This window comes from Brevibacterium luteolum (assembly GCF_013004595.1).
Classification (GTDB): Bacteria; Actinomycetota; Actinomycetes; order Actinomycetales; family Brevibacteriaceae; genus Brevibacterium; species Brevibacterium luteolum.
On the sequence record NZ_JABEMC010000003.1, the window covers coordinates 223,174 to 245,968 of the forward strand.

General features: G+C 66.6%; 22 protein-coding genes, 1 tRNA gene and 1 other RNA gene. 8 read left to right on the plus strand and 16 right to left on the minus strand.

Features of this window, described 5'->3' with window-relative positions; translation table 11 throughout:
* Positions 1 to 17: 17 nt before the first annotated feature.
* Genes HLA91_RS06550 through HLA91_RS06560 form a run of 3 tightly spaced genes read right to left on the minus strand, consistent with a single transcriptional unit; the run spans position 18 to position 1,917 of the window.
* On the minus strand, positions 18 to 962 hold the full coding sequence (locus tag HLA91_RS06550) for an ABC transporter ATP-binding protein (protein WP_170274031.1): 945 nt from the start codon (positions 960 to 962) through the stop codon (positions 18 to 20).
* A complete protein-coding gene (locus HLA91_RS06555) occupies positions 962 to 1,258 on the minus strand; it encodes a transcriptional regulator (RefSeq protein ID WP_170274032.1) in 297 nt (98 codons plus the stop codon). Before HLA91_RS06555 ends, HLA91_RS06550 begins: the two co-directional genes overlap by 1 nt.
* Positions 1,255 to 1,917: a hypothetical protein gene (locus HLA91_RS06560; protein ID WP_170274033.1), complete on the minus strand. Its 663-nt coding sequence runs from the start codon at positions 1,915 to 1,917 to the stop codon at positions 1,255 to 1,257. The genes HLA91_RS06555 and HLA91_RS06560 overlap by 4 nt, the downstream gene beginning before the upstream one ends.
* A gap of 113 nt (positions 1,918 to 2,030) precedes the next feature.
* Between HLA91_RS06560 and HLA91_RS06565 the strand changes: the two genes are divergently transcribed.
* Together HLA91_RS06565 and HLA91_RS06570 are read left to right on the plus strand one after the other, a co-directional pair.
* A complete protein-coding gene (locus tag HLA91_RS06565; protein WP_170274034.1) occupies positions 2,031 to 2,420 on the plus strand; it encodes a DUF4870 domain-containing protein in 390 nt (129 codons plus the stop codon).
* A 52-nt stretch (positions 2,421 to 2,472) separates the two neighbouring features.
* Positions 2,473 to 2,766: a putative quinol monooxygenase gene (locus tag HLA91_RS06570; protein ID WP_170274035.1), complete on the plus strand. Its 294-nt coding sequence runs from the start codon at positions 2,473 to 2,475 to the stop codon at positions 2,764 to 2,766.
* A 28-nt stretch (positions 2,767 to 2,794) separates the two neighbouring features.
* Here the strand turns inward: HLA91_RS06570 and HLA91_RS14180 are convergent, their stop codons facing one another.
* The 5 genes from HLA91_RS14180 to HLA91_RS06595 form a co-directional block, all read right to left on the minus strand.
* Positions 2,795 to 3,883: a nucleotide disphospho-sugar-binding domain-containing protein gene (locus tag HLA91_RS14180; RefSeq protein WP_170274036.1), complete on the minus strand. Its 1,089-nt coding sequence runs from the start codon at positions 3,881 to 3,883 to the stop codon at positions 2,795 to 2,797.
* Positions 3,884 to 4,181: 298 nt separating this feature from the next.
* The gene (locus HLA91_RS06580; RefSeq protein WP_170274037.1) at positions 4,182 to 4,589 is read right to left on the minus strand and encodes a VOC family protein; all 408 of its coding nucleotides are present in this window, start codon (positions 4,587 to 4,589) and stop codon (positions 4,182 to 4,184) included.
* A 4-nt stretch (positions 4,590 to 4,593) separates the two neighbouring features.
* Positions 4,594 to 5,400 (minus strand): helix-turn-helix domain-containing protein, encoded by an 807-nt coding sequence (locus HLA91_RS06585; protein WP_170274038.1) that lies wholly within the window; start codon positions 5,398 to 5,400, stop codon positions 4,594 to 4,596.
* Between the two features lie 274 nt (positions 5,401 to 5,674).
* Positions 5,675 to 5,748: transfer RNA gene (locus HLA91_RS06590), tRNA-Val, on the minus strand.
* A gap of 85 nt (positions 5,749 to 5,833) precedes the next feature.
* Positions 5,834 to 7,345, minus strand: a complete 1,512-nt coding sequence (locus HLA91_RS06595; protein WP_170274039.1) for a fatty acyl-CoA synthetase — start codon at positions 7,343 to 7,345, stop codon at positions 5,834 to 5,836.
* Between the two features lie 133 nt (positions 7,346 to 7,478).
* On the opposite strand from HLA91_RS06595, the gene HLA91_RS06600 reads away from it, so the two are divergent.
* Together HLA91_RS06600 and HLA91_RS06605 are read left to right on the plus strand one after the other, a co-directional pair.
* Complete coding sequence (locus HLA91_RS06600; protein WP_170274040.1) at positions 7,479 to 8,333, plus strand: Nif3-like dinuclear metal center hexameric protein; 855 nt, start codon at positions 7,479 to 7,481, stop codon at positions 8,331 to 8,333.
* A 5-nt stretch (positions 8,334 to 8,338) separates the two neighbouring features.
* Positions 8,339 to 9,079: a zinc ribbon domain-containing protein gene (locus HLA91_RS06605; RefSeq protein WP_170274041.1), complete on the plus strand. Its 741-nt coding sequence runs from the start codon at positions 8,339 to 8,341 to the stop codon at positions 9,077 to 9,079.
* A gap of 17 nt (positions 9,080 to 9,096) precedes the next feature.
* Here HLA91_RS06605 and HLA91_RS06610 read toward each other — a convergent pair whose 3' ends face one another.
* Positions 9,097 to 9,858, minus strand: a complete 762-nt coding sequence (locus HLA91_RS06610; protein ID WP_170274042.1) for a peroxide stress protein YaaA — start codon at positions 9,856 to 9,858, stop codon at positions 9,097 to 9,099.
* Positions 9,859 to 9,967: 109 nt separating this feature from the next.
* On the opposite strand from HLA91_RS06610, the gene rnpB reads away from it, so the two are divergent.
* Positions 9,968 to 10,333, plus strand: an RNA gene (gene rnpB / locus HLA91_RS06615) — RNase P RNA component class A.
* A 124-nt stretch (positions 10,334 to 10,457) separates the two neighbouring features.
* Here rnpB and bioD read toward each other — a convergent pair.
* From bioD to ald, 7 genes are all read right to left on the minus strand, one after another.
* Complete coding sequence (bioD, locus tag HLA91_RS06620) at positions 10,458 to 11,195, minus strand: dethiobiotin synthase (RefSeq protein WP_170274043.1); 738 nt, start codon at positions 11,193 to 11,195, stop codon at positions 10,458 to 10,460.
* A complete protein-coding gene (locus tag HLA91_RS06625; RefSeq protein WP_170274044.1) occupies positions 11,192 to 12,343 on the minus strand; it encodes an aminotransferase class I/II-fold pyridoxal phosphate-dependent enzyme in 1,152 nt (383 codons plus the stop codon). The genes bioD and HLA91_RS06625 overlap by 4 nt, the downstream gene beginning before the upstream one ends.
* A complete protein-coding gene (locus HLA91_RS06630) occupies positions 12,340 to 13,665 on the minus strand; it encodes an adenosylmethionine--8-amino-7-oxononanoate transaminase (protein ID WP_170274045.1) in 1,326 nt (441 codons plus the stop codon). Before HLA91_RS06630 ends, HLA91_RS06625 begins: the two co-directional genes overlap by 4 nt.
* Positions 13,658 to 14,884: a biotin synthase BioB gene (gene bioB / locus HLA91_RS06635; RefSeq protein ID WP_102159955.1), complete on the minus strand. Its 1,227-nt coding sequence runs from the start codon at positions 14,882 to 14,884 to the stop codon at positions 13,658 to 13,660. The genes HLA91_RS06630 and bioB overlap by 8 nt, the downstream gene beginning before the upstream one ends.
* 65 nt (positions 14,885 to 14,949) lie before the next feature.
* On the minus strand, positions 14,950 to 15,789 hold the full coding sequence (gene ppgK, locus HLA91_RS06640) for a polyphosphate--glucose phosphotransferase (protein WP_170274046.1): 840 nt from the start codon (positions 15,787 to 15,789) through the stop codon (positions 14,950 to 14,952).
* On the minus strand, positions 15,786 to 16,697 hold the full coding sequence (gene map, locus HLA91_RS06645) for a type I methionyl aminopeptidase (protein ID WP_102159958.1): 912 nt from the start codon (positions 16,695 to 16,697) through the stop codon (positions 15,786 to 15,788). The genes ppgK and map overlap by 4 nt, the downstream gene beginning before the upstream one ends.
* A gap of 72 nt (positions 16,698 to 16,769) precedes the next feature.
* Positions 16,770 to 17,888 (minus strand): alanine dehydrogenase, encoded by a 1,119-nt coding sequence (gene ald / locus HLA91_RS06650; protein WP_102159960.1) that lies wholly within the window; start codon positions 17,886 to 17,888, stop codon positions 16,770 to 16,772.
* Positions 17,889 to 18,067: 179 nt separating this feature from the next.
* Between ald and HLA91_RS06655 the strand changes: the two genes are divergently transcribed.
* The 3 genes from HLA91_RS06655 to HLA91_RS06665 are packed head-to-tail and all read left to right on the plus strand — an operon-like array spanning position 18,068 to position 22,781.
* Positions 18,068 to 18,268: a hypothetical protein gene (locus tag HLA91_RS06655; RefSeq protein WP_102159962.1), complete on the plus strand. Its 201-nt coding sequence runs from the start codon at positions 18,068 to 18,070 to the stop codon at positions 18,266 to 18,268.
* 5 nt (positions 18,269 to 18,273) lie between these two features.
* Positions 18,274 to 19,611, plus strand: a complete 1,338-nt coding sequence (locus HLA91_RS06660) for a glutamine synthetase family protein (protein ID WP_102160708.1) — start codon at positions 18,274 to 18,276, stop codon at positions 19,609 to 19,611.
* Complete coding sequence (locus tag HLA91_RS06665; protein ID WP_170274047.1) at positions 19,608 to 22,781, plus strand: bifunctional [glutamine synthetase] adenylyltransferase/[glutamine synthetase]-adenylyl-L-tyrosine phosphorylase; 3,174 nt, start codon at positions 19,608 to 19,610, stop codon at positions 22,779 to 22,781. Before HLA91_RS06660 ends, HLA91_RS06665 begins: the two co-directional genes overlap by 4 nt.
* Positions 22,782 to 22,795 lie beyond the last annotated feature (14 nt).

A 22,795-nucleotide genomic window follows, 5' to 3' on the forward strand; every position in this document is an offset into this window, starting at 1 on the left:
CCTGTCGGTGCTGTCGGTCACTGACGTGCTGTGTGGGCGGCGACGGCCTCTTCGAGGCTGGCCCCGCGCACTTCGAGATCGGTGAATGTCAGGCCCTCGGCGATGAGGGCGCGGATGAAGGCATCGGAATCGCTGCAGGTGATGACTTGCCGGGCACCCTCACCGGGCTGGATGCCGGTGACACCGGGCAGTGCGGCGATGACCGCTTCGGGGGTGTCAGGCAGCATGACGGTGACATGGCGCAGGTCCACGGCGGTGCGGACGCGATCGAGCTGGTCGTCGACGATGATCTGCCCATCAGCGAGCATGACGACCCGGTCTGCGAGGCGCTCGATCTCATCGAAGTGGTGGCTGGTGACAAGCAGGGTGCCACCGGCTGCGCTGAACGCCTGGATGCGCTGCCACACCTGCTGGCGGGATTCGACGTCGAGACCGGTCGAGGGCTCATCGAGGACGAGCATGTCGGGATTGCCGACGAGCGCGACGGCGAGCATGACGCGGCGTTTCTGCCCGCCGGAGAGCCCGCCGCACTGCTTGCCGGCCAGTGCGGTGAGGTCGAGATCGTCGAGCAGCTCACTCGTCGACAGCGGGTTCGGGTAGTGCGCAGCGACGAAGTCGAGGACCTCGCGGACCTTGAGCACCTCCGGCAGGGAGGTCGCCTGCGGGGTCACGCCCATCGTGCGCCGCGCCTCGGGTGTGCGCGGGTTGGCCCCGAAGATCGCCACGCTGCCGGCATCAGGCGTCCGCTCACCGGTGATGAGCGAGAGCAGCGTGGACTTGCCCGCGCCGTTGGGCCCGAGGATCCCAACGGCCTCACCGGGGGTGATGCGCAGGTTCATGCGCGAGAGCACGGTGGTGGTGCCGAAGGACTTGGCGACGTTGTCGACGGTGACAGCGGCCGTGCCCGAGGAGGTGGGCGCGTTTGTGCGCTGCGGTTGGCTGAGGGTGGGGGTCGGTGACATCAGGGGTTTCCTTCCAGGATGGTGCGCAGATTGGTCAGATAAGTCTCATAGGATGCACGGCCGGTGGCGGTGAGGGAGAGGTAGGTGGCCGGTGTGCGGCCTTCGATGGTCTTGGTCTGGGTGAGGTAGCCGGCTTCTTCGAGCTTGCGCAGGTGGGTGGAGAGGTTCCCGGCGGTCATCGACAGGTCCTTGCGCAGGCGGGTGAACAGCACCTCGTCGCCGGCCGGCAGTCCGGCCAGGGCGGCCATGATGCGCAGGCGCGAATCAGCGTGGATGACCGGATCAAGTGCCGTCATGACCGGCCTGCTTCCCGTCCGGTGCGCGCGAGGGCGATGATGCTGACGACGAGTCCTGCCAGGGCCGCTGCGGCGAAGACGAGCGTGAAGAGCTCCGGGCCGACCAGCAGGCTGATGATGAGGGCCACGATCGCCCCGATGCCGAATCCGAACATCATCCGGTCGGAGAAGATGACGCCGCCCATGACGATCATGATGCCGACGCCGAAGACGGCGACCGAGTTGGCCAGCCAGCCGATGACCTGCGGGTCCTGCAGGTAGGTGCCCAGCTGCATGCTCACGATGATCATGACGGTGACGACGAGCGCCCAGGTGACGCCGTAGAGCGTGCCCTGCCGGGCGGCGGGACCCCGGCGGCCGGAGGCGGCGCGCACATTGATGATGCTTGTGGCGATGAGGGCTGCCGTCATGCCGGCGGCGAAGATGATGCCGGCGATGGCTGCGGGCATGAGCCCGAAGACGTAGGCGGCCGCCATGGCGCTGTACCCGACGAACCAGATGGCCGACCACAGCAGTGAGGTGATGATCCCGGCCCGCTGTTCGCGACGACTGATTGTGCGCTGCCCGGAGGTGGCGATCTCCAGAGCGCGACGCGGATCGAGAGCTGGTGTGCCCTCGGCATCGTGCGGTTCGGGGTTCTGCTGCGGAATCTGGTTCATACAAACCAGTTTGTAACGCAAACTAGTTTGTGTCAACCCTCTGGTTGGCCGCCGTGGGCACGCGGAGGAAAACCGCATGGTGGCGCCCAGCTGAGCAGGGGAGAATGGAGGACATGAACGAGACATACGCCCCGCACCAGACCAGCCATCAGTCCACCGACCGCACCAGGGCGATTCTGTGCCACCTCTCGCTCATCATCTCCGCGGTGCTGAGCCTCGGAATGCTGGCCTTCGTTGGCCCGCTCATCTTCTGGTTCATCTACAAGGACAAGAGCGACCTCGTCCGCAACGCGGCCGCCGGCTCCTTCAACTTCGCCGTCACCCTGGCGCTGGCGTCAATGGTCGCATCGATCCTCGCCTTCACCGTCATCCTGCTGCCGGCAGCCTGGATCATCTGGGCAGTCATCTACATCGTCAGCATCGTCATCCCGATCATCGCGGCGATGGCTGCCTCCCGCTACCAGAAGTACCGTTACCCGCTCACACTTCCGCTGCTGCGGTGACCGATGGCCATGTGACAGTCTTGATCACACACGCCGCGGAACGGAGGAACTGATGTCAGAGGTTCGCCTGACAGGACAGCTGATCTGCACTGACGCCCACGAACTGGCGGTCGTAGAAGAACACCTGCCGGATCACATCGCGCGGACCCGCGCCGAACTCGGATGCCTTGCCTTCTCCGTTGACCAGACGCGTGAGCCTCTCATCTGGCAGGTGTCCGAGCGCTTCGCCGATCCAGCTGCATTCGCAACCCATCAGGAGCGCGTGGCATCCAACGAAAGGGGACAGGCGACCGCAGGAATCGAGCGTCGCTACAGCGTCGACGGCATGCCTGCGACCGACAGCTGAGAACTGCTGCAGCGCCGACGGACTGCGACTACTCTGTGGTGAGGCGGGCGATATGGTCGGCCGCCACAGCAGCACCGGGTCGAAGCGCGCGCAGCCGCCGCCCATGAGATGCCGCGTTCTCGCGCACAGTGCTGTCGGTCAGCAGCGAGGTGACCGCGGCCGCCAGTCTGCGCGGACGCGCCGAAGGCCGCACGCGCATTCCCAGTCCGCGTTCTCGCAGCACATCACCGATGCCGGCTTCATCCGAGACCGGGTTGACCGGCATCACAAGAACCGGGATGCCATGGGCGAGCGCCTTGAGTGTCGTCGAATGTCCGCCATGCCCGATGAGCAGATCCATCTGCGGCATCAGCGCGGCATGATCGACCCAGCCGCGCACCTCGACATTGTCGGCCCCGTCGAGTTCATTGCTGAATGATGCACCGCCGGTGGTGACGATGGCGTCGACGGGCAGGTGGGAGAGTGCTTCGATGACGCGCCGGTAGATCGGCTTCATGCCCGGCCAGTCGGTTGTCGACAGTGACACGAGGACGCGAGGACGGTGACCGGGTAGGCCCCGGGTCGGAGGGGATGCCTGTTCGGTCGATCCAGTCCAGGTGCAGTGGCGCAGCACCGGGTTGCGGCTGCCGGGGTCGAGTTCGGCATCGGTGAGCATGAGCCGCGCCGCGGCCTGGTCCCAGTTCCTGCTCAGGCTCACGCCGAACAGGTCGAGACCCTCAGCGGTGAAGGGGTGGTACAGGCGTGACCAGTATTTTCCGAAGGTGTGGGCGAGCACGACTACCGGAATGCTGGAGACGAGGGCGGCGCGCAGCGGAGTGAGCAGCAGGCAGTCAACGGCGATGACATCCGGCTGGCTGGCAGCGATGATGGCGGCAGCGTCTTCGCGTGCATACGGGCTGGCAGTGATCCTGACGATCGACGCAATGCGGGCGATGCCCATCCCTGACACGGGTCCGGCTGCGATGCCTGCTGCAAAGGGCGGCTGGGGGAATCCGGATTCACCAGCTGCCAGGCCTGCGACCTCGATATCCCAGCCCCTGGCGGCAAGCTCCTCAGCGACCGCGAGGATCGGCGGCACATTGCCCCCGAGGTCGGCGGTGAAGAAGAGTGCCTTCACTGCCACATCCTCTCGGCATCGGGGTCGGTGGGCGGTTCCGGAACGAAATCAAGGATGGTTCTCAAACCCACGTTACTGCAACAGTGCTGGTCACCCCGGCGGCGGGCGAGTTCTCCACGAGTGGGCAGAACGACGCCGCATCGCTGACCGGTCTACGGAACGTGTCCGCTGATGCGACATACGGAACGATGACGCGAGAGACCAATGTCGAAGCAAAAGAGATCTCGGGACATCGAGTGAACGATGTCCCGAGATTCTAAGAAGTGGGCCCAGATGTGTCCCGAGTCAAGACATGTTCTCACTCGCCCGGGTACGAGCCAACAGACCAGAGATTGCCTTCTGGATCTGCGACGGTGGCGACACGTCCGCCGTAGGGCTGGTCGGCGGGAACTTCGATGGTCGTGGCGCCGTTTGCCATCGCCTTCTCGTAGGTTGCGTCGACGTCAGCGTCTGCCGGGACCACGAGATAGCAGCGGGCCTGGCCGGCCGTGTCTGGGATCCTGTGAGGGCCTGGTTGCCGGGCGGAGCCAAGCATGATCCCGCCCGAATCGTGCCAGCGCAGTTCGGCATGCTCAACCCGGCTGGGGTCTGCTTCGCTGCGGACAACGAGGACCTGCTCGAACCCGAGCGCGGCGAGGAACGCTAGACCTTTGTCGGCATCGGCGTAGGTGAGGCAGTGAAACAGCTGGGGCTTGGTTGTCGTCATGTGTTCAATCATGGTCGGCGATCAGTGCCAGGTCTTGAAGATTTGGGAAATCTTCAGTTCGAGCTTTGGGACTGCCTCCGACGAATCTCTTCCATTCCCGCGAGAGGTGCGACTGATCTGCATACCCGCAACTGCTGGCCGCCTCGGTCAGGGACGCTCCTGATGCGACAAGGCGCTGGGCGTTCTCGAAGCGGGCCAGAAGGCTGATCTCTTTGGGCGTCAGGCCAAACTCTGCGCGGACGCGATTTCTCAGGTGGCGCCGCGAGTACCCAATTTCCGCGGCCACCTCGGCGACCGGAAGACCACTCCCAAGGAGACGCCACGCCGCCGTCACCGTGGGGTCGCCAGCCCACCGATTCAGTCGGGTCAACAGCATGGCTTCCGCGGCGGCGAGGCGGTCTGTCCACGAGGTGCGACTGGCGATGCTTTCATGCTCGTCGCAGGTCAGCCCTCGCGGCAGGTCATCCATATCGACGGTGTGTGTTGCCACAGAGCCGATCGGTGCGCCGAAGAGTGCTCGGCATCCAATCGGTGTGACAGCCAGATGAATACCTCGTTGGAGACCGTGCGTGTGAATCAGCGCAGGACGCAGATGGAGACCGGAGATCGAGCACCAGCGCGCCGTGGATCGGTTGGGTTCGTGAAGCCACCCCACATCGAGAGGCTCCTCCACCGCGATGATCACCGTGGCGGCCGTGCTGGGCACTCCCACGTGGACGGCGTCGACCGGCAGCACAATGTCGTAGGCCACCATGGGCTCAGCCAGGCAGCTCTGAAGTGCGGGATGAACCGGCCGTGTCACAGTCTCCATCTCCCAAGCCTAGCTGCGAGACCACGCGCTCATGTCCTGTAGAGCTGGCGCCTGGGCCCAGGGAGAGGTTGACGGCTGGCCGTCATGGTGAGTGCAGATGTGGTCGCCGAGGTGGATGAGCCAGTTGACCGAGGCGGTGCCGGCGCTGGTGAGGATGGCGGTGAAGCGTCCTGCGTGTCGTTTCTCGATGGCGGGTAGCCTGGGACATCAGCGCCAAAACGAGAAGAAGTCTCGGGGCATCGAGTGGACGATGTCCCGAGACTTGAAGAAAAAGTGGGCCCAGAGGGACTCGAACCCCCGACCCTCTCGGTGTAAACGAGATGCTCTAGCCAACTGAGCTATAGGCCCCCAGCCGGAATCGTCTCCGGCCGGACAACAGTATGCCATACGAGCAGGCCGGGGCGCCCTTTCCCACACGCCCCAGCCTCAATGCTCAGCGGTCGCGCAGTTCGCGCTTGAGGATCTTGCCCGAGGTGTTCTTCGGCAGCTCCTCGACGAAGTGAACGGCCTTGGGCACCTTGAACGGAGCCAGGCGCTCTTTGACGTGGTCGATGACCGCGTCCTCGGTGATCTCACCCTTCGGCACAACGAACGCGGTGATCGCCTCGATCCACTTGTCATCGGGCATGCCGACGACTGCCACCTCGCCGACGGCGTCGAGTTCGAAGATCGCGTCCTCCACCTGGCGGGAGGCCACGAGCACACCACCGGTGTTGATGACGTCCTTGACGCGGTCAACGACCTCGATAAAGCCCTGCTCATCTGCGACGACGAGGTCACCGGAGTGGAACCAGCCATCCCGCAGCGCCTCCTCGGTCGCCTCGGGCTTGTTCCAGTACTCGCGCATGAGCTGCGGGGAGCGGTAGACGATCTCGCCCTGCCCACCGGGTCCGACCTCCTGGCCCATCGGGTCGACGACGCGGGCGTCGACGAACAGCACCGGGCGGCCTGCCGAACCGGGATGATCGTCGTGCTCCTCCGGTCGCAGCACCGTGCACAGCGGGCCGAGCTCGGACTGGCCGAAGCAGTTGTAGAAGCCGAGCTCCGGGAGGTGATCGCGCAGTTTCTTCAGCACCGGGCCGGGCATGATCGATGCACCGTAGTAGGCGCGCTTGAGGCTGGAGAGATCGCGTTCGAAGAACGCCGGGGTGTTCGCCAGCGCCACCCACACCGTGGGTGCGGCGAAGAATGAGGTGATCCGCTCCGAGGCGAACAGCTCGATGAGCTCAGCCGGGACGGGAGCGGGCACGATGATGTTGTACGAGCCCTTGAGCAGGCTCGGCAGCAGGAACACGTGCATCTGCGCCGAGTGGTACATCGGCAGTGCGTGGACCTGCCGGTCCTCAGCCGAGAAGTCGAGGACGTCAAGGCAGCTGAGGTACTCGTGCATGAGCGACCGGTGCGTCATCACTGCACCCTTGGGCGCCGAGGTGGTGCCCGAGGTGTAGAGCAGCTGGACGGCGTCGGTGTCGATGACATCGAACTCGCCCTCGCCGACCGGTGTGACATCTGTGGCAGTGGCGACCGGCACGAGGTCGTCCATCGTCAGGCGCTGGGCGGCTTGGCCTGCCTCGGTGTTCTCGACATGCTCCATGAGGTCGGCATCGGCGATGACGACGCCGGCGCCGGAGTCGGTGAGGATGTACTGGAGCTCGTTCTCCTTGAGCTGGTAGTTCACCGGCACGTGGATGAGGCCGGCGCGCGCGGCGGCGAGGAACACGATGAGGTACAGGTCGGAGTTCTTGCCGTAGGCGGCGACGCGCTCACCCTTGGACAGGCCGAGTGAGACCAGATGCCGGGCCACGGCGGTGATGGCGACATCGAGCTGCGGGTAGGTCCAGGTGCGGTCGGCGAAGACGACGCCGACCCGGTCGGTGTTCCGGCGTGCAGACCGGGCCACCGCATCGGAGATGGTGCTGGCATTCAGGGCAGTGATGTGATTCATACCACCGATTATGCGCTAGGGCCTGAAGCGCTCTGCACGGGGGTCTCATCTTGTGCCAGACCGCCAGCGGCTAGCACGGACAGGCTCATCATGGCGAATGTTCTCAGCAGCTGAAATGTATTACGGTATCCGCATGGGCTCACCTCGCGTTTCGGACATCGTCAGCATCTGCGACTCGCTGTGGCCTCCGGCCTACGCAGAGCCCTGGGACAGCGTCGGGCTCGCTGTCGGCGACCCGTCTGCTGAGGTCTCCCACATCCACCTCGCACTCGACCCGATGGATGCCGTCATCGCCGAGGCGAAAGACCTGGGAGCCGACTTCCTCTTCACCCATCACCCGCTGCTGCTGCGCGGGATCACCTCCGTGGCAGCCGACACTCTCAAGGGCGGGGCCATCACGGAACTCATCCGCTCCGGCATCGCCCAGTACAACGCCCACACCAACGCCGACTCCGTCATCGGAGGGGTCTCCGACGTTCTGGCTGAGGCGATCGAACTGACCGGACTCACCCCGCTCGTCCAGCACAGCGACGCCCCTGCCGGAGTGGGTCTCGGCAGGGTCGGAACCCTGTCGGCTCGGGTGAGTGTGCGCGAGCTCGCCGCCCGCCTGGCCAAGGCGGCACCGGTAACCGCCACCGGCATCCGCATCGCAGGCGACCCCGAAGTTCAGGTCGAGCGGGTGGCCGTGCTCGGGGGAGCAGGGGACTCGCTCTTCGACGAAGTCCGCGCCACCGACGCCGAGGTCTACATCACCTCCGATCTGCGCCATCACCCGGCCACCGAAGCCCGGGACACCGCCCACCGGTGCGCCGCAGGCACCCCGCATCTCATCGACATCTCCCATTGGGCAGCCGAATCCATGTGGATGGCCAGAGCCGCCGAACAGCTGCGCGAACGGCTGAGCTCAGGCGGCATGGACGTGACGGTCACAGTCTCGGAGATCTCGACCGACCCGTGGACAGAGCGCATCGGACAGGCAGGTGAATGACATACATGACAGCCAACACGACAATACTGAGCACAGACGAGCAGCAGGCGCTGAACGACTGGATCGAAACGGCAGCCGCATCACGCAAGACCGAGCATGAGGCCAAGCAGACCGAGCTCATCGCCCGGCTGCGCCAGCTCGCCGGCGAACACCAGGCGACTGCCGCGATGCTCAAAGAGCTCGAAGCCGCCCAGGCCGGATACCGCAAACAGGCCGCTGAGATCGATGCCGACGTCGAAGCCCGCAGCACCCGCATCGAGCAGATGCGCGATGCCCTCAACTCCGGTGAAGGCCTGACCAGCCGTGACCTCGTGGCGCTGCAGTCCGATATCGACACCGCGATTGCAGCCAAAGGTGAGCGCGAGAACGACCAGCTCGAAGTCATGGGCGAGATCGACGACCTCACCGAGCGCATCAGCACCGTCACCGAGGACCTCAATCAGATCGCCGCCACCGGCAAGCAGCTGCAGGCCGAACGCGCCTATCGCGCCGCCGAACTGCAGTCCCGCAGCGAAGAGCTCGCCGCCAAACGCCAGCAGATCGCCTCCCAGCTGCCCGGCCCGATCGGCAGCCGGCTGATGCAGGCATTCGCCGCCGGTCAGCCGACGGCCGCGCATGTCAGCGCCGGCTCCTGCGGTTCTTGCGGCTCGCAGATCAGCGCGATGACCATCGACCGACTCGGCGCCTCGGGATCCGGAGCAACCGCCGACTGCGATGAGTGCGGCGCTCTGCTGCTGCACGCTTGACCTGCACGTGAGTGTTCTCAGCCGGGCAGAACGATCGTCAGCTCGGCAGGCTTGCGCTTCGTGGCAGGGGTCAGCTCCGCCTCATAGTGCTTGCGCGCAGCCTTGAGCAGCGCCTCAGGAGTCTCCGGCAGGCCCGCTCTGCTGCGCAGCAGATGACCGGCGAGCTCCCCGCGCGTGAGCTTGGCGTTGTGGGAGACGACCGAGCGCTTGCCGTTCTTCTCCGTCACTGCGGAAACGGTTACGACCTGATCGACCGGCCCCGGCCAGGACTTGCGGTACTCCGTCGAGCGGCAGTCGAGGATGAGCTGACCGGCGAACTCCTCATCGAGGACCGGTGAGAGGCGCTTCTTCCACCATGTGGCGAGCACCCCATGCGCGGCGAGCTTCGTCTTCATCGACAGCCGGTAGGCAGGAATCGGATCACCTGCTGCCAGGAGCCCGAACAGCGCTGAGGATACATAGACCTGCGAGAGACGTTCGCCAGCCTTGCCGCGCATACTCCCCGCATCGAGGGCGGCATACAGGACCCCGGTGTAAGTCTCCAGCGCAGGAGCACAGGGGATCTCCGTCAGGTGCGTATTGCGCTCGACATCGTCCTGGAGGGAGAGCCCCACACCGAGCTGCTCGCAGGCATCGGGCTCAGCTGAGACCTCGGCGAGTGATTCGAGAACCTCGATGCGGGCACCGGTGAGCTCCGGGAAGCTCAGCTCATCGAAATCGAGCACCGGACCCGAGGCGGCAAGCGTCTTGCCCTCAGAGGGCGGCAGCAGAACAATCACGCCAGCCATCGTAGCCATCTCCAGACCCCAACCTGCGTTCAGGTGCAGGTGAGGATGCGCACATCCGGTGCCTGTCGCCTCGGGCGCGGGCGTACACTGGAGGCCGAGGTCAGGTCGCCGGACGGTCGCGGCAGCAGATGCTGACGAGGAACGTCCGGGCTCCACAGAGCACGGCGGTGGGTAACGCCCACCCGGGGCAACTCGCGGGACAGTGCCACAGAAAGCAGACCGCCGGTCATCGGCCGGTAAGGGTGAAAGGGTGGTGTAAGAGACCACCGGGTGCCAGGTGACTGGGATCGCACGGTAAACCCCGCCGGGAGCAAGATCGCACAGACAGCGCCTGACGGCTGCTCGCTGAAGCTGTCGGGTAGATCGCTTGAGGGCACCGGCAACGGTGCTCCTAGACAGATGACCGTCACGCAGACCGGGGCGACCCGCCTGCGGACAGAACCCGGCGTACAGGCGGCCTGACCTCCCCGTCTTTGCAGTCCTTTATACATTTGATAGTTCGGCCAGGCGGCCAATGAGAAGGCACTCGAGGATGCCAACCAGAATCTCAGCCGGGTGCTGCAGGAGTGGCACGAGCACTCATGAACAGGTCAGTCCGGCAGGCGCAGCCAGGCAGGTGCCTGGGCCTGGAAATCACCGGCACCGAGGCGGTGGCCGGCTCCGGCTGGCAGGGCACCGAGCAGCGGGGCGATGGTCGTGAGCGCCTCGCGGTTGTCGATATCGACCGGCAGGGCAGGATCAGGCCACGAGCCGATGACGAGGCCAGTGACGTCCACGTCGCGGTGGGCCAGCGCTTCGGCGGTCAGTGCGGTGTGATTCAGTGTGCCCAGCCGTGAGCGGGCGACGATGACGGCACCGACCGGTTCACAGGATTCGGCTGCCAGGGTGCGAGCGAGATCGGCTGCCGTGTGCCCGCCGAAGTCGACGAGCACCCCGCCAGCGCCTTCGATGAGGACATGGTCGGCGCTGGTCTTCGCAGCCAGCTCGCGGATGTACTCAGCATGCTCACCGGCTGTCGGCAGGCTGGCGCCTTCGGCACGGGCGGCCGGGACTGGTGCCATCGGCAGGCGCAGGGTGGTGAGTGTGAACGTCTCGATGCCGGCCAGCCGGGCGATGATCTGCGCATCGGATTCGGTTACGACGTCGGAGTACTGTGCCTCCAGTTCGGTGCGCTCGGGGTCATCGGGGCTGATGTGCCCGGTCTGCACGGGCTTGACCATGATGACCCGTCGCCCGGCCGCTGAGAGCGCTGCCGCCAGGGCGGCGGTCGCGATCGTCTTGCCGACACCGGTGTCGGTGCCGGTGACAAGCAGGTACCGGGGGATCATGACCCGGTCACCTGAGCGCCGGCGACCAGGGATGCGCAGGCATCGGTGATCGCACGGATGCGGGTGCAGGCGCGTTCGAGTTCGGCGCTGCTGAGGCCGGCGCGGGCGGTCGGCCGCACCCGGGTGATGCCATCGGGGACCGAGGGCGGGCGGAAGCAGCCGACGAGGATGCCCTCCTCGCGCAGCAGCTCCCGGGCCCGCACTCCGGATTCGGGGCTGGGCATCGGCACCGAGAGCACCGCACCGGCCGGGACCGGCACCTCGAGCGCGGCCGCCAGCTGAGCGCGGGCAGCCGCCATGTCGGAGACCCGTTCTGGGGTGATGAGGTCGAGTGCGGCACGGGCGGCAGCGGCATTGGCCGGTGCCAGGCCGGTGTCGAAGATGAACGAGCGGGCGGTGTTGATCGCCGCGTCGCGGATGAGCTCGCTGCCCAGCAGCGCACCGCCCTGCGAGCCGAGAGCTTTGGACAAGGTGGCGGTGACGACGAGCCGGTCGCGGTGAGCTGAGAGCTGGGCGGTTGCGCCAAAGCCGGTGTGCTCACCGGTGCCGGCGACCCCGAGGCCGTGAGCTTCGTCGACGAGGAGCATCGCGTCGTAGCGGGCGCACAGATCGAGCAGTGCGTCCAGATCTGCGGCATCACCGAGGACGGAGTAGACCGATTCGACGATGACGAGTGCCTCGGGCTGGCGGCGTTCGGCCAGTGCGGCCTCGACGGCTGCCGTGTCGTTGTGGGCGACGATCTGCACCGGTGCCTTCGTCAGCCGGCACGCATCGATGAGCGAGGCGTGGTTGTGGGCGTCGGAGACGATGAGCGTATCCGGCCCAGCCAGTGTGGCCACCGCAGCGAGATTGGCCATATACCCGCTGGAGAAGGTGACGCAGGCCGGGTGGAGCAGCCGCTCGGCCAGGGCGGCTTCGAGCGCGTGATGGGCTCGCGTCGTGCCGGTGACGAGCCGGGAGGCACGTGCCGAGGTGCCGAACTGCTCGATCGCCTCGATGGCCGCCGCACGCACCTGCGGGTGCTGGGACAGGCTGAGGTAATCGTTCGAGGCGAGGTCGAGGCCGGTGAGCACCGGATCAGTGCGGTGCATATCAGCAGCCTGCCGTCGCTCACCGGCAGCCGCGAGCCGCGCGGCGACGGCGTTCACGACTCCGTCTCCTCGGTGTGGGCAGCCGCTGCGGCGACCATCGCCAGGGTGATCGTGGCGATCGTCTCCGGTGTGGAAATGTAGGGCGGCATCGTGTAGATGTGCTGGCGGAACGGCCGCAACCACACGCCGTGCCTGGCCGCGATGCGGGTGGTGAGGCCGACGTCGACGGGCCGGTCGAGTTCGATGACGCCGATCCCGCCGGTCACCCTGGCCTCATGGACGCCCGGCAGCTCTCGGGCAGGGGAGAGGCCTGCTTCCAAGGCCGGGGAGATGCGCTCGATCGCCGGCTGCCAGCCGCTCGTCTCATCGCCGAAGAGCAGCCCAAGCGAGGCTGACGCCGCAGCACAGGCAAGCGGATTGGCCATGAAGGTCGGGCCGTGCATGAGCGCTCGGTATGACGACTGCGTGATGACCTCAGCGACCGGGCCGCGGCACAGGAGTGCGGCCATGGTGAGGTATCCACCGGTCAGGGCTTTGCCCAGGCACATGACATCCGGAACGATGCCGGCAGTCTCACAGGCGAAGGCGGTGCCGGTGCGCCCGAAACCGGTGGCGATCTCATCAGCGATGAGCACCGCATCGATCTCATCGGCCAGCCGGCGCAGCGCCTGCAGTGCCGCCGGATGGTACGGCCGCATGCCACCGGCCCCCTGGAACAGGGGTTCGACGATGATGCCGGCCAGATCCTCAGCATGGGCGTCGACGAGGTTCTCTGCCTGGGTAACCCACGCCTCCACCTCGGCGGCGGGCGCCTCCGGCAGCGGCGGCCGGGGCAGGAAGACGTTCTCAGCCAGAAGCGCCGCGAAATCGGCGTGCATGCCGCCGACCGGGTCGCACACGCTCATCGCCCCGGTCGTATCGCCGTGATAGGCGCCTTCGAGGGCGAGGAACGTGCCGCGCTGCCGCCGGCGCGCCCGTTGGTACTGGATCGCGAGCTTGAGCGCGACCTCGACAGAGACCGAACCGGAATCGGCGAGGAACACGTGATCGAGCCCGGCAGGAGTGACGTCGACGAGCCGTTCGGCAAGCTCGACGGCAGGATCGTGGGTCAGCCCACCGAACATGACGTGGGAGAACGACCCGATCTGCTCGGTGAGCGCGGCGTCCATGACCGGGTGGCGGTAGCCGTGAACGACCGACCACCACGAGCTCATGCCGTCGAGCAGCCGGTGGCTGGTGCCTGCGGCGTCGATCAGGTCGACGTACGGGCCCGAGGCACCGGTGACCGAGAAGTGCGCACCGGCATCGAGTGGCCCATACGGGTGCCACAGTAGGCCGGTGTCGCGCTTCAGAGTCGAGGCTTGGTGCTGGTCAGGCATTGGGGGCGAGCTCCGTGCCGGCACCGCGGCGGCGGATCGTCGGGATCTGCACACCGGTCGAACCCGCCTCGTGGCCGGCAGGCGGCAGCGGCTTGCCGCACGGCAGGGTGCTCGCGGTAGCCGCCGGGCTTGCCGCCGAGGCGGTGTCCTCGGAGGCGCCGGTGCCGTTGGCACTGGTGTCGAAGGCGGCCTGGTGGGCGGCGCGGTGGGCCTTGAGCTCATCGCGCAGCTGGGCGGTGTTCTTCGCACCGACGATCTCGAAGCCGCCGTCGACGATCATGTCGAGATCGTCTTCTGCGGCCTGGCCCTCGGAGGTGAGGTAATCACCGAGGAACAGCGAGTTGGCCACATGCAGCGACAGCGGCTGCAGCGAGCGCAGGTGCATCTCTCGGCCACCGGCGATGCGCAGCTCGCGGTCCGGGCACATGAACCGCACCGCGCACAGGATGCGCATGCAGTGCTGCGGGGTCAGCGTGTTCGTGCCCTCCAGCGGAGTGCCGTCGAAGGGGATGAGGAAGTTGACCGGAATCGAATCAGAGTCGACGGCCTTGAGCGATTCGATCGTCTCGATAATCTGGGCGTTCGTCTCGCCCATGCCGACGATGAGGCCCGAGCACGGCGACATGCCGGCTTCGCGGGCCTTGTCGACGGTGTCGACGCGGTCGGCGAAGGTGTGCGTCGAGCAGATGTCGGCGTAGTGGGACTCGGCGGTGTTGAGGTTGTGGTTGTAGGCGTCGACTCCGGCGTCCTTGAGGCGCTTGGCCTGGCCGTCCTTGAGGAAGCCGAGGCAGGCGCACACCTCGACGCCGGGATTGGCGGACTTGATGTCCTCGACCATGCCGGAGACGCGCTCGACATCGCGGTTCGACGGGCCGCGGCCGGAGGCCACCAGGCACACGCGCGAGGCGCCGCCAGCCAGGCCGAACTCCGCCTGCCGGCGGGCTTCGTCACCGGGCAGCCACGAGTACTTGAGGATTTCGGCCTCGGAGCCAAGGCGCTGCGAGCAGTAGCCGCAGTCCTCCGGGCACAGGCCGGACTTGAGGTTGACGAGGTAGTTGACTTTCACCCGGCTGCCGAAGTGCTCCCGGCGCAGGCGGGAGGCGGCGGCGACGAGGTCGAGGAGCTCCTCATCGGAGCTGGAGAGGATGGCGTGGGCGTCGTCAGCAGTGGCCGGGGTGCCAGCGAGGACGCGATCGGCGAGCGAAGAGTAGCTGAACATCGTTCAATTATTGAACAGTGTTCAGCTGGGTGCAAAACCGGCACGCCACCGGGCGGCTCACCTCGCTATTTGGCGGTGTTCTTCTTCACCTTCGTCCGGCCGGCGCGTGCGGCCGAGTAGCCGGCTCCGACGATGCCGGCGGCATTGCGCAGCTCAGCCGGCCGGATCGGGGCTTCGAGCTTGAGCAGCGGCAGGAAGCTCTCGTGCTCCTTCGACACTCCGCCGCCGACGATGATGAGGTCGGGGTGGAGGAGCAGCTCGATCTGCGCGTAGTACTGCTGGAGCCTCTCAGCCCACTGCTCGAAGCTCAGCCCTTCGCGGGTGCGCACCGATTCGGCGGCCTGTGTCTCGGCATCAGCGCCGTTCATCTCGATGTGGCCGAGCTCTGTGAAGGGCACGAGCTGGCCGTTGGCGAACAGCGCGGTGCCAATGCCGGTGCCCAGGGTGGTGAGGATGACGGTCTGCTTGCGGTAGTCGCGGCCGGCGCCGAAGGTCATCTCGGCAAGGCCTGCGGCATCGGCGTCGTTGAGGACGTAGCAGCTGCGGCCGGTTGCCTTCTCCAGATGCTCAGGCAGGTGCTCGCCGATCCAGGACTGGTCGAGGTTCGGGGCGAAGCGCACGACGCCGTCCTTGAGGACGCCGGGGAAGGCCACGCCGATGGGGGCGTGGTCGAGTTCGGCGGCATCGGCGATGATGTCCTTCTGCAGGGCCTTGTCGATGACCTGCCCGACGACCTCGCTGACCGTGGCGACCACCGCCTCGGGGGTGGCCGGCTGCGGGGTGAGGATGCGGCTGCGCTTGAACGCCAGCTCACCGGCGACCGGGTCGATGAGGCTGGCCTTGATGCCGGTGCCGCCGATGTCGACGCCGATGGCCCAGTCAGCGCGCTGCGCTGCCGGGCTCATGCCGGGTCTCCTGGTCCGCCGTAGATGGTTGCGGTCTCATCGGGCAGGGTGAGGATGTCGGCGCCGGTCTCGGTGATCGCGATGGTGTGCTCGAACTGGGCTGAGCGCTTCTTATCGGCGGTGACGATCGTCCAATCGTCATCCCATGCCTCCCATCCCTCGGTGCCGAGGTTGAGCATCGGCTCGATGGTGAAGACCATGCCCGGGACGATGAGCTCGTCGTGGTTTGGGGCGGCGTCGTAGTGGGGGACGATGAGCCCGGAGTGGAACTCCGCGCCGACGCCGTGGCCGGTGTAGTCGCGGACGACGCCGTAGCTGAAGCGCTGGGCGTACTTCTCGATGACCCGGCCGATGATGTTGATCTGGCGGCCGGGTTTGGCGGCCTTGATGCCGCGCATCATCGCCTCGTGGGTGCGCAGCACGAGGTTGCGGGACTCGTCATCGACATCGCCGACAAAGAATGTGAAGTTCGTATCCCCGTGCATGCCCTCGAAGTAGGCGGTGATGTCGACGTTGAGGATGTCCCCGTCGTTGAGCACCGTGTCATCGGGGATGCCGTGGCAGATGACCTCGTTGACCGAGGTGCAGCAGGCCTTGGGGAACCCGCGGTAGCCCAGGCATGACGGGTAGGCGCCGTGGTCGCAGAGGAACTCGTGGGCGATGCGGTCGAGTTCATCGGTCGTGACGCCGGGAGCCACCGCTTGGCCGACGGCTTCGAGCGCGTTGGCGGCGATGCGGCCGGCGGCGCGGATCTTCTCGATGTCCTCGGCGGAGTAGACATCGCCGGCGTTGCCCTCGTTCGGGACGGCCTTGCCGACGTATTCCGGACGCGGGATGTCCTTGGGAACGGGCAGGATCGGAGAGACGGTTCCTTTGCGCAGGGTGCCAAGCGGTGCGTGTGAAGTCATGATGATCCCCAGTCTAACGCGGAAGGCGGCCGCCTCCAGGTGTGGAGACGGCCGCCTGCGGTGAGACGTGCCTCAGTCTGCGAGGACCTTCTCAGGTGCGGTGAAGTCGAGGTTGAATGCCTCGGCGACATTGGCGTTGGTGACGTGGCCGTCGAAGGTGTTGAGGCCGCGTGCCAGGCCGGTGTCCTTCTTCATCGCCTCGCGCCATCCCTGGTCGGCGACCTTGAGCACGTAGCTCATGGTGGCGTTCGTCAGGGCGCGGGTCGAGGTGGTCGGCACAGCACCGGGCATGTTCGCCACGCAGTAGTACACCGAGTTGTGGACCTCGAAGGTCGGGTCGTCGTGGGTGGTCGGCTTCGAGTTCTCGAAGCAGCCGCCCTGGTCGATGGCGATGTCGACGAGCACCGAGCCGGGCTTCATGTTCTGGACCATCTCGTCGGTCACGAGCTTCGGGGCGCGCTTGCCGGGGATGAGGACCGAGCCGATGACGAGGTCTGCGGTGCGCAGCGAATCGGCGATGTCGTACTCGTTGGACATGCGGGCCTGCAGGCCGGTGCCGTACTGCTCTTCGAGCTGGCGCAGACGCGGCAGCGAGATGTCGAAGATGTCGACCTGCGCACCGAGACCCAGGGCGATGCGGGCGGCAGCGGTGCCGGCGACACCGGCGCCGACGACGGTGACCTTGCCGCGTTCGACACCCGGGACGGCCGAGAGCAGGATGCCGCGGCCGCCGTTCTTCTTCAGCAGGCTGTTGGCGCCGACCTGGGTCGACAGGCGGCCTGCGACCTCGGACATGGGTGCCAGCAGCGGCAGACCCTGACCATCGGGTTGGACGGTCTCGTAGGCGATCGCTGTCGTGCCGGCCTCGACGAGGCGGTTGGTCAGCGGCTCATCGGCGGCCAGGTGCAGGTACGTGAAGAGGGTGAGATCCTTCCGCAGGAAGTCGTATTCCTCAGCGACGGGCTCCTTGACCTTGAGCACCATCTCGCCGGCCTCCCACGTCGAGGCGGCATCAGGGGTGATGGTGGCACCGGCGGCGGCGTACTCCTCGTCGGTGATGCTCGAGCCGAGACCGGCGCCAGCCTGGACGCTGACCTCGTGACCGCGCTTGGTCAGCTCATTGACACCGGCTGGGGTGATGGCCACGCGGAATTCGCTGTTCTTGACTTCAGTGGGAACGGCAATCTTCATTGACAGACCTTTCATTTCAACGCTCTGGGGCGCAATTCACAACTCCCTGACGCACACCTTACGGCGCGCGGACGATAGCGGCCAATTGCCGCCAGTCAGCGCGCTAGACTGGGACGACAGGGTGCCTGGGGCACACGCGTCCCCGGCGCTGCCTAACCGTCCGACGAGGGAGCTCAGCGATGACTGATCAGGAAGAGACCTACGGCGCCGAGAAGTACTGGTTCAACACCAAGACCGGCAAGGTCGAGCACGGCCCGCAGAGCAACTGGGAGAACCGCATGGGCCCCTACGACACCGCCAAAGAAGCCGAACAGGCCCTGGCCAAGGCAGCCGAGAACACGAAGCAGTGGGACGCTGAGGACAAGGAGTGGAACGGCTGATGTCGATGAACCGCCAGCAGGAGTACGTGCTGTCCACGGTCGAAGACCGTGACGTCAAGTTCATCCGCCTGTGGTTCACCGATGTGCTCGGCCAGCTCAAGTCGGTGGCCATCGTGCCTGCCGAACTCGAAGGCGCCTTCCGGGAGGGCATCGGCTTCGACGGCTCCTCCGTTGAGGGCTTCTCCCGGATCTTCGAAGCCGATATGGTGCTGCGGCCCGATCCGGCGACCTTCGCGCTGCTGCCGTGGCGCGGAGACACCGAGCCGACCGCCCGGATGTTCTGCGACATCTACGATCCCGACGGCACCCCGTCGGCCTCGGACCCGCGCAATGTGCTCAAGCGCCAGATGAAGATCGCCAGCGACCGCGGTTTCACCTTCTACGTCCACCCGGAGATCGAGTTCTACCTCTTCAAGTCCGGCCACCTCGGCGGCCAGCCGCCGGTGCCCGTCGACACCGCAGGATACTTCGACCACGTCGATGGCGGCACGGCGAACAACTTCCGCCGCAGTGCTGTGCAGATGCTCGAATCGATGGGCATCTCCGTGGAGTTCTCGCACCACGAGGCCGGCCCTGGCCAGAACGAGATCGACCTGCGCTACGCCGACGGGCTGACGATGGCCGACAACGTCATGACGTTCCGCACCGTCATCCGCGAAGTCGCCCTCGAACAGGGCGTGTTCGCCTCGTTTATGCCCAAGCCGCTCATCGACGAGCCCGGCAACGGCATGCACACCCACGTCTCGCTGTTCGAAGGCGATGAGAACGCCTTCTACGAACCCGGTGCTGAGTATCAGCTCTCCCAGACCGGCCGGCAGTTCGTCGCCGGTCTGCTGGAGCACACCCCGGAGATCTCAGCGGTGACGAACCAGTACGTCAACTCCTACAAGCGGCTGTGGACCGGGCACGAAGCGCCCAGCTACATCTGCTGGGGCCACCGCAACCGCTCCGCACTCGTGAGGATCCCGCAGTACAAGTCGGGCAAGGCCTCCTCGGCGCGGGTCGAATACCGCGGCATCGACTCCTCAGCCAACCCGTACCTGACGTACTCGCTCATGCTGGCCGCTGGCCTCAAGGGCATCGAAGAGGGCTACGAGCTGCCCGACGAAGCCGAGGACAATGTGTGGCTGCTGTCCGATCATGAGCGCCGCGCACTCGGCATCTCGGCGATGCCGGTGAGCCTCAACGACGCGGTCGCGAAGATGGAGAACAGCGAACTCGTCGCCGACACCCTCGGCGAAGCGGTGTTCGAGTTCGTGCTGCGCAACAAGATGCAGGAGTGGGTCGACTACCGCGACCAGGTCACCCCGCACGAGTACCGACGCCACTTCAACACCATATGAGCCGTCAGGTCGACCCCGCACGCAGCCGCTCAGGCTTCGGGGACTCCCGCCGTGCCAGGGGGTTCCTGGCTGAGGCCGACGAGCTGCTCGGCAGGGAGGTGCTGAGCTCACCGGTCAGCGTCGAGCTCATCACCCAGGCACCTGACCCGGATGCCGCGGCGCTTGGGATCCTGCGCACCATCGAGGCACTCGATGAGAAGGGTCAGCGCCGCTTTGCCAGCGCCGTCGATGAGTATTCGAACTTCCTCCCACGACTGTCGCATCTGGCAGGGACTTCGGATGTCTCAGTCGATCACTTCGTGCGCCGGCCCGAGGCGGTGTTCCTGCTCGCCGCAGAGAACCAGACCCTGCTCCTGGGCACCGAGGCGGCCGAACCGGCGCGGCTGCGGGCCCACCTGTTCGAGGCCATCGGTGCCGATCCCGCCGCCGAGGCCCCGGTCGCCTCGGTCACGGGGGAGGACGCTGTCGTCGCGCTGCGGCAGGCCTACCGGGATCTGCTCGTCCAGCTCACCTGCGACGATCTCGGCAGCCTGTTCGCCAATGAGATCGTCTGCGATGTGTCCGCGCTGCTCGCCGACATGGCAGCCGCGGCGATCGACGCCGCTCTCGCCGTCGCGCGGGCCGAAACCGATGATGCCGAGACGGTGCGGCTGGCTGTCATTGCGATGGGGAAGTGCGGAGCCCGGGAACTCAACTACGTCAGCGACGTCGACGTCGTCTACTGCTGGGCACCTGCTGACACCGGTGAGCCCGACAGCGGCGGCCAGGACACCGACCACGGTGCGCAGGCCCGCAGACTGGCCGAACTCGACGAATCCGGTGCGCGAACAGCGACGAAGCTCGCCCACCGGCTGGCCGAGGTCATCGCCGGCTACGCGCCCGAACCTCCCCTGTGGGAGGTCGATGCCGCACTGCGTCCGGAGGGCAAGAACGGCCCGTTGGTGCGCAAACTGGAGGAGTTCGAGCACTACTACGAGAACATCGCCCACAACTGGGAGTTCCAGGCGCTGCTCAAGGCCCGCCCGATCGCCGGTGACCGCGACCTGGGCACAGCTTGGTTCGAGACCCTCAACCCGCATGTGTGGACCGCCTCGGCCAGACCCGGGTTCATCGACGAGGTGCGGCGGATGCGCATCCGCGTCGTCGACCTCATCCCGGCCAAGGAAGCCAAACGCCAGATCAAGCTCGGGGCCGGGGGACTGCGGGATGTTGAGTTCTCCGCCCAGCTGCTGCAGCTCGTCCACGGCCGCGACGACGAAGCCATCCGGGTGACGAACACCCTCGAGCTGCTCGACCGGCTCGGTGCACGCGGGTACATCTCCTCCGATGATGCCGCCGACCTCAGCGAGTCCTACCGGTTTCTGCGCACCGTCGAGCACCGGCTGCAGATCCCGCGGATGCGCCGGACTGCGCTGCTGCCGACACAGGAGAAGAAGATGCGCGCACTCTCGCGCAGCGTCTACGCCCTCGGCGACCGCTCTCCGCAGCGGCTGCAGGAGGAGCGCGAGTCCCGGTCCCGGCGGATCCGGGCGCTTCATGAGCAGATCTTCTACCGCCCGATCCTCGAAGCCGCTGCCGGCCATGGGGCGATCTCCCGGCTCTCAGCCGAATCGGCCCGCGAACGTCTGTCGGCGTTCGGCTACCGCGATCCGAAGTCGGCGATGAAGCACATTCAGGCGCTGACCACCGGTGTGTCGCGCGCAGCGATGGTGCAGAAGCAGGTGCTCCCGGCGCTGCTCGACTGGTTCTCCCGCGGTGTAGACCCTGATGCCGGGCTGCTGGCGTTCCGTCGGCTTTCCGAATCGCTGTCGACTTCGACGTGGTACGTCAAGATGCTGCGCGATTCCGGCGTCGCAGCCAAGTCGATGGCCCACGTGCTGTCGCTGTCCTCGTTCGCCACCGAGCTGCTGCTGCGCAACCCCAGCGCCGTGTCCTGGTTGGACGATCAGAGTCGGCTGCAGCTGCGGGAGCCAGAGGACATCGAAGCCCAGCTGCGCGGCATCGTCGACCGGCACGGCCACGAGGCGGTCCCGGCGGTGCGCGCCCGCTACAGCCGGGAGGTGCTGCGCATCGCGCTGTCCGACATCCTCGGCATTGCCGACCGCAGGGACATCCCCAAGCAGCTGGCCACCCTCATGGACACGGCGATCGATGCGACCGTGCGCGCGGTACGCGCCGGACTCGACGCCGATGCCGAGGTGGGCAAGTACGAGTTCGCGATCATCGCGATGGGCCGCCTCGGGGGAGCTGAGATCGGGTATTTCTCCGACGCAGATGTGATGTTTGCCTTCCGCTCTCTGGAGAAGAACCTCGACGCCGACGCCCGCTCCACGCTCAGTTCGCACGTGCGCCGGGTCGCGCTCGAGGTGACCAATCAGCTCGGCAGCGCCGGGCCCTCCCGACCGATTGAGATCGATGCGGACCTTCGTCCGGAGGGCAAGAAGGGGCCGCTCGTGCGCTCTCTGGACTCCTACGCCGGCTACTACGACAAGTGGTCCGAGCCGTGGGAGGCGCAAGCGCTGCTGCGCGCCCGGCCGATCGCCGGTGAGCAGACTCTGCGCGATGCCTTCACCGAGCTCATCGACCCGCTGCGCTACCCCGACGAGGTGCCTGAATCCTCGCTGCGGCAGATGCGCCGGCTCAAAGCGCGCATGGAGAGTGAACGCCTGCCCCGCGGCGCTGACCCGAATCGGCACCTCAAACTCGGCCGCGGCAGCCTGTCCGACGTCGAATGGACGGTTCAGCTGCTGCAGATGCAGCACGCCGCTGACAATCCACATCTGCGCACCACCGAGACCCTGGCAGCCCTCGACGCGCTCCTCGCCGCCGGGGAGGTCGGTGCCGAGGACGCCGAGATCCTCAGCGAGGCCTGGCTGCTGGCCACCGGCGTGCGCTCAGCTGTGACCCTGTTCCGCGGCCGCACGGCAGCCGCCCTGCCGGCGGACTCAGCCGAACTGGAGGCTACTGCCCGGCTGCTCGACTACGAACCCGGGTGCGGCCAGGACCTCTTCGACGACTACCTCGGCGCCACCCGCCGGGCACGGAAGGTCATGGAGCGGTTGTTCTACGACTTCGACGAAGAGCAGGCAGGCAGCCACGCCCACGCGGCCAATCGCGGCCACGTCGCCGACCCCGACGAATTCGCCCGCGGCTACTCTCGCCGGTTCTGAACCACCGGTTCGCA

Coding starts and splice junctions, on each gene's coding strand:
- ald (WP_102159960.1), bottom strand. CDS start 17,888: ATGAAGATTGCCGTTCCCACTGAAGTCAAGAACAGCGAATTCCGCGTG.
- ppgK (WP_170274046.1), bottom strand. CDS start 15,789: ATGAGCCCGGCAGCGCAGCGCGCTGACTGGGCCATCGGCGTCGACATC.
- bioD (WP_170274043.1), bottom strand. CDS start 11,195: ATGATCCCCCGGTACCTGCTTGTCACCGGCACCGACACCGGTGTCGGC.
- HLA91_RS06665 (WP_170274047.1), top strand. CDS start 19,608: ATGAGCCGTCAGGTCGACCCCGCACGCAGCCGCTCAGGCTTCGGGGAC.
- HLA91_RS06655 (WP_102159962.1), top strand. CDS start 18,068: ATGACTGATCAGGAAGAGACCTACGGCGCCGAGAAGTACTGGTTCAAC.
- HLA91_RS06595 (WP_170274039.1), bottom strand. CDS start 7,345: ATGAATCACATCACTGCCCTGAATGCCAGCACCATCTCCGATGCGGTG.
- HLA91_RS06660 (WP_102160708.1), top strand. CDS start 18,274: ATGAACCGCCAGCAGGAGTACGTGCTGTCCACGGTCGAAGACCGTGAC.
- HLA91_RS06630 (WP_170274045.1), bottom strand. CDS start 13,665: ATGCCTGACCAGCACCAAGCCTCGACTCTGAAGCGCGACACCGGCCTA.
- map (WP_102159958.1), bottom strand. CDS start 16,697: ATGACTTCACACGCACCGCTTGGCACCCTGCGCAAAGGAACCGTCTCT.
- HLA91_RS06555 (WP_170274032.1), bottom strand. CDS start 1,258: ATGACGGCACTTGATCCGGTCATCCACGCTGATTCGCGCCTGCGCATC.
- HLA91_RS06605 (WP_170274041.1), top strand. CDS start 8,339: ATGACAGCCAACACGACAATACTGAGCACAGACGAGCAGCAGGCGCTG.
- HLA91_RS06585 (WP_170274038.1), bottom strand. CDS start 5,400: ATGGAGACTGTGACACGGCCGGTTCATCCCGCACTTCAGAGCTGCCTG.
- HLA91_RS06565 (WP_170274034.1), top strand. CDS start 2,031: ATGAACGAGACATACGCCCCGCACCAGACCAGCCATCAGTCCACCGAC.
- HLA91_RS06570 (WP_170274035.1), top strand. CDS start 2,473: ATGTCAGAGGTTCGCCTGACAGGACAGCTGATCTGCACTGACGCCCAC.
- bioB (WP_102159955.1), bottom strand. CDS start 14,884: ATGTTCAGCTACTCTTCGCTCGCCGATCGCGTCCTCGCTGGCACCCCG.
- HLA91_RS06600 (WP_170274040.1), top strand. CDS start 7,479: ATGGGCTCACCTCGCGTTTCGGACATCGTCAGCATCTGCGACTCGCTG.
- HLA91_RS06580 (WP_170274037.1), bottom strand. CDS start 4,589: ATGACGACAACCAAGCCCCAGCTGTTTCACTGCCTCACCTACGCCGAT.
- HLA91_RS06560 (WP_170274033.1), bottom strand. CDS start 1,917: ATGAACCAGATTCCGCAGCAGAACCCCGAACCGCACGATGCCGAGGGC.
- HLA91_RS06550 (WP_170274031.1), bottom strand. CDS start 962: ATGTCACCGACCCCCACCCTCAGCCAACCGCAGCGCACAAACGCGCCC.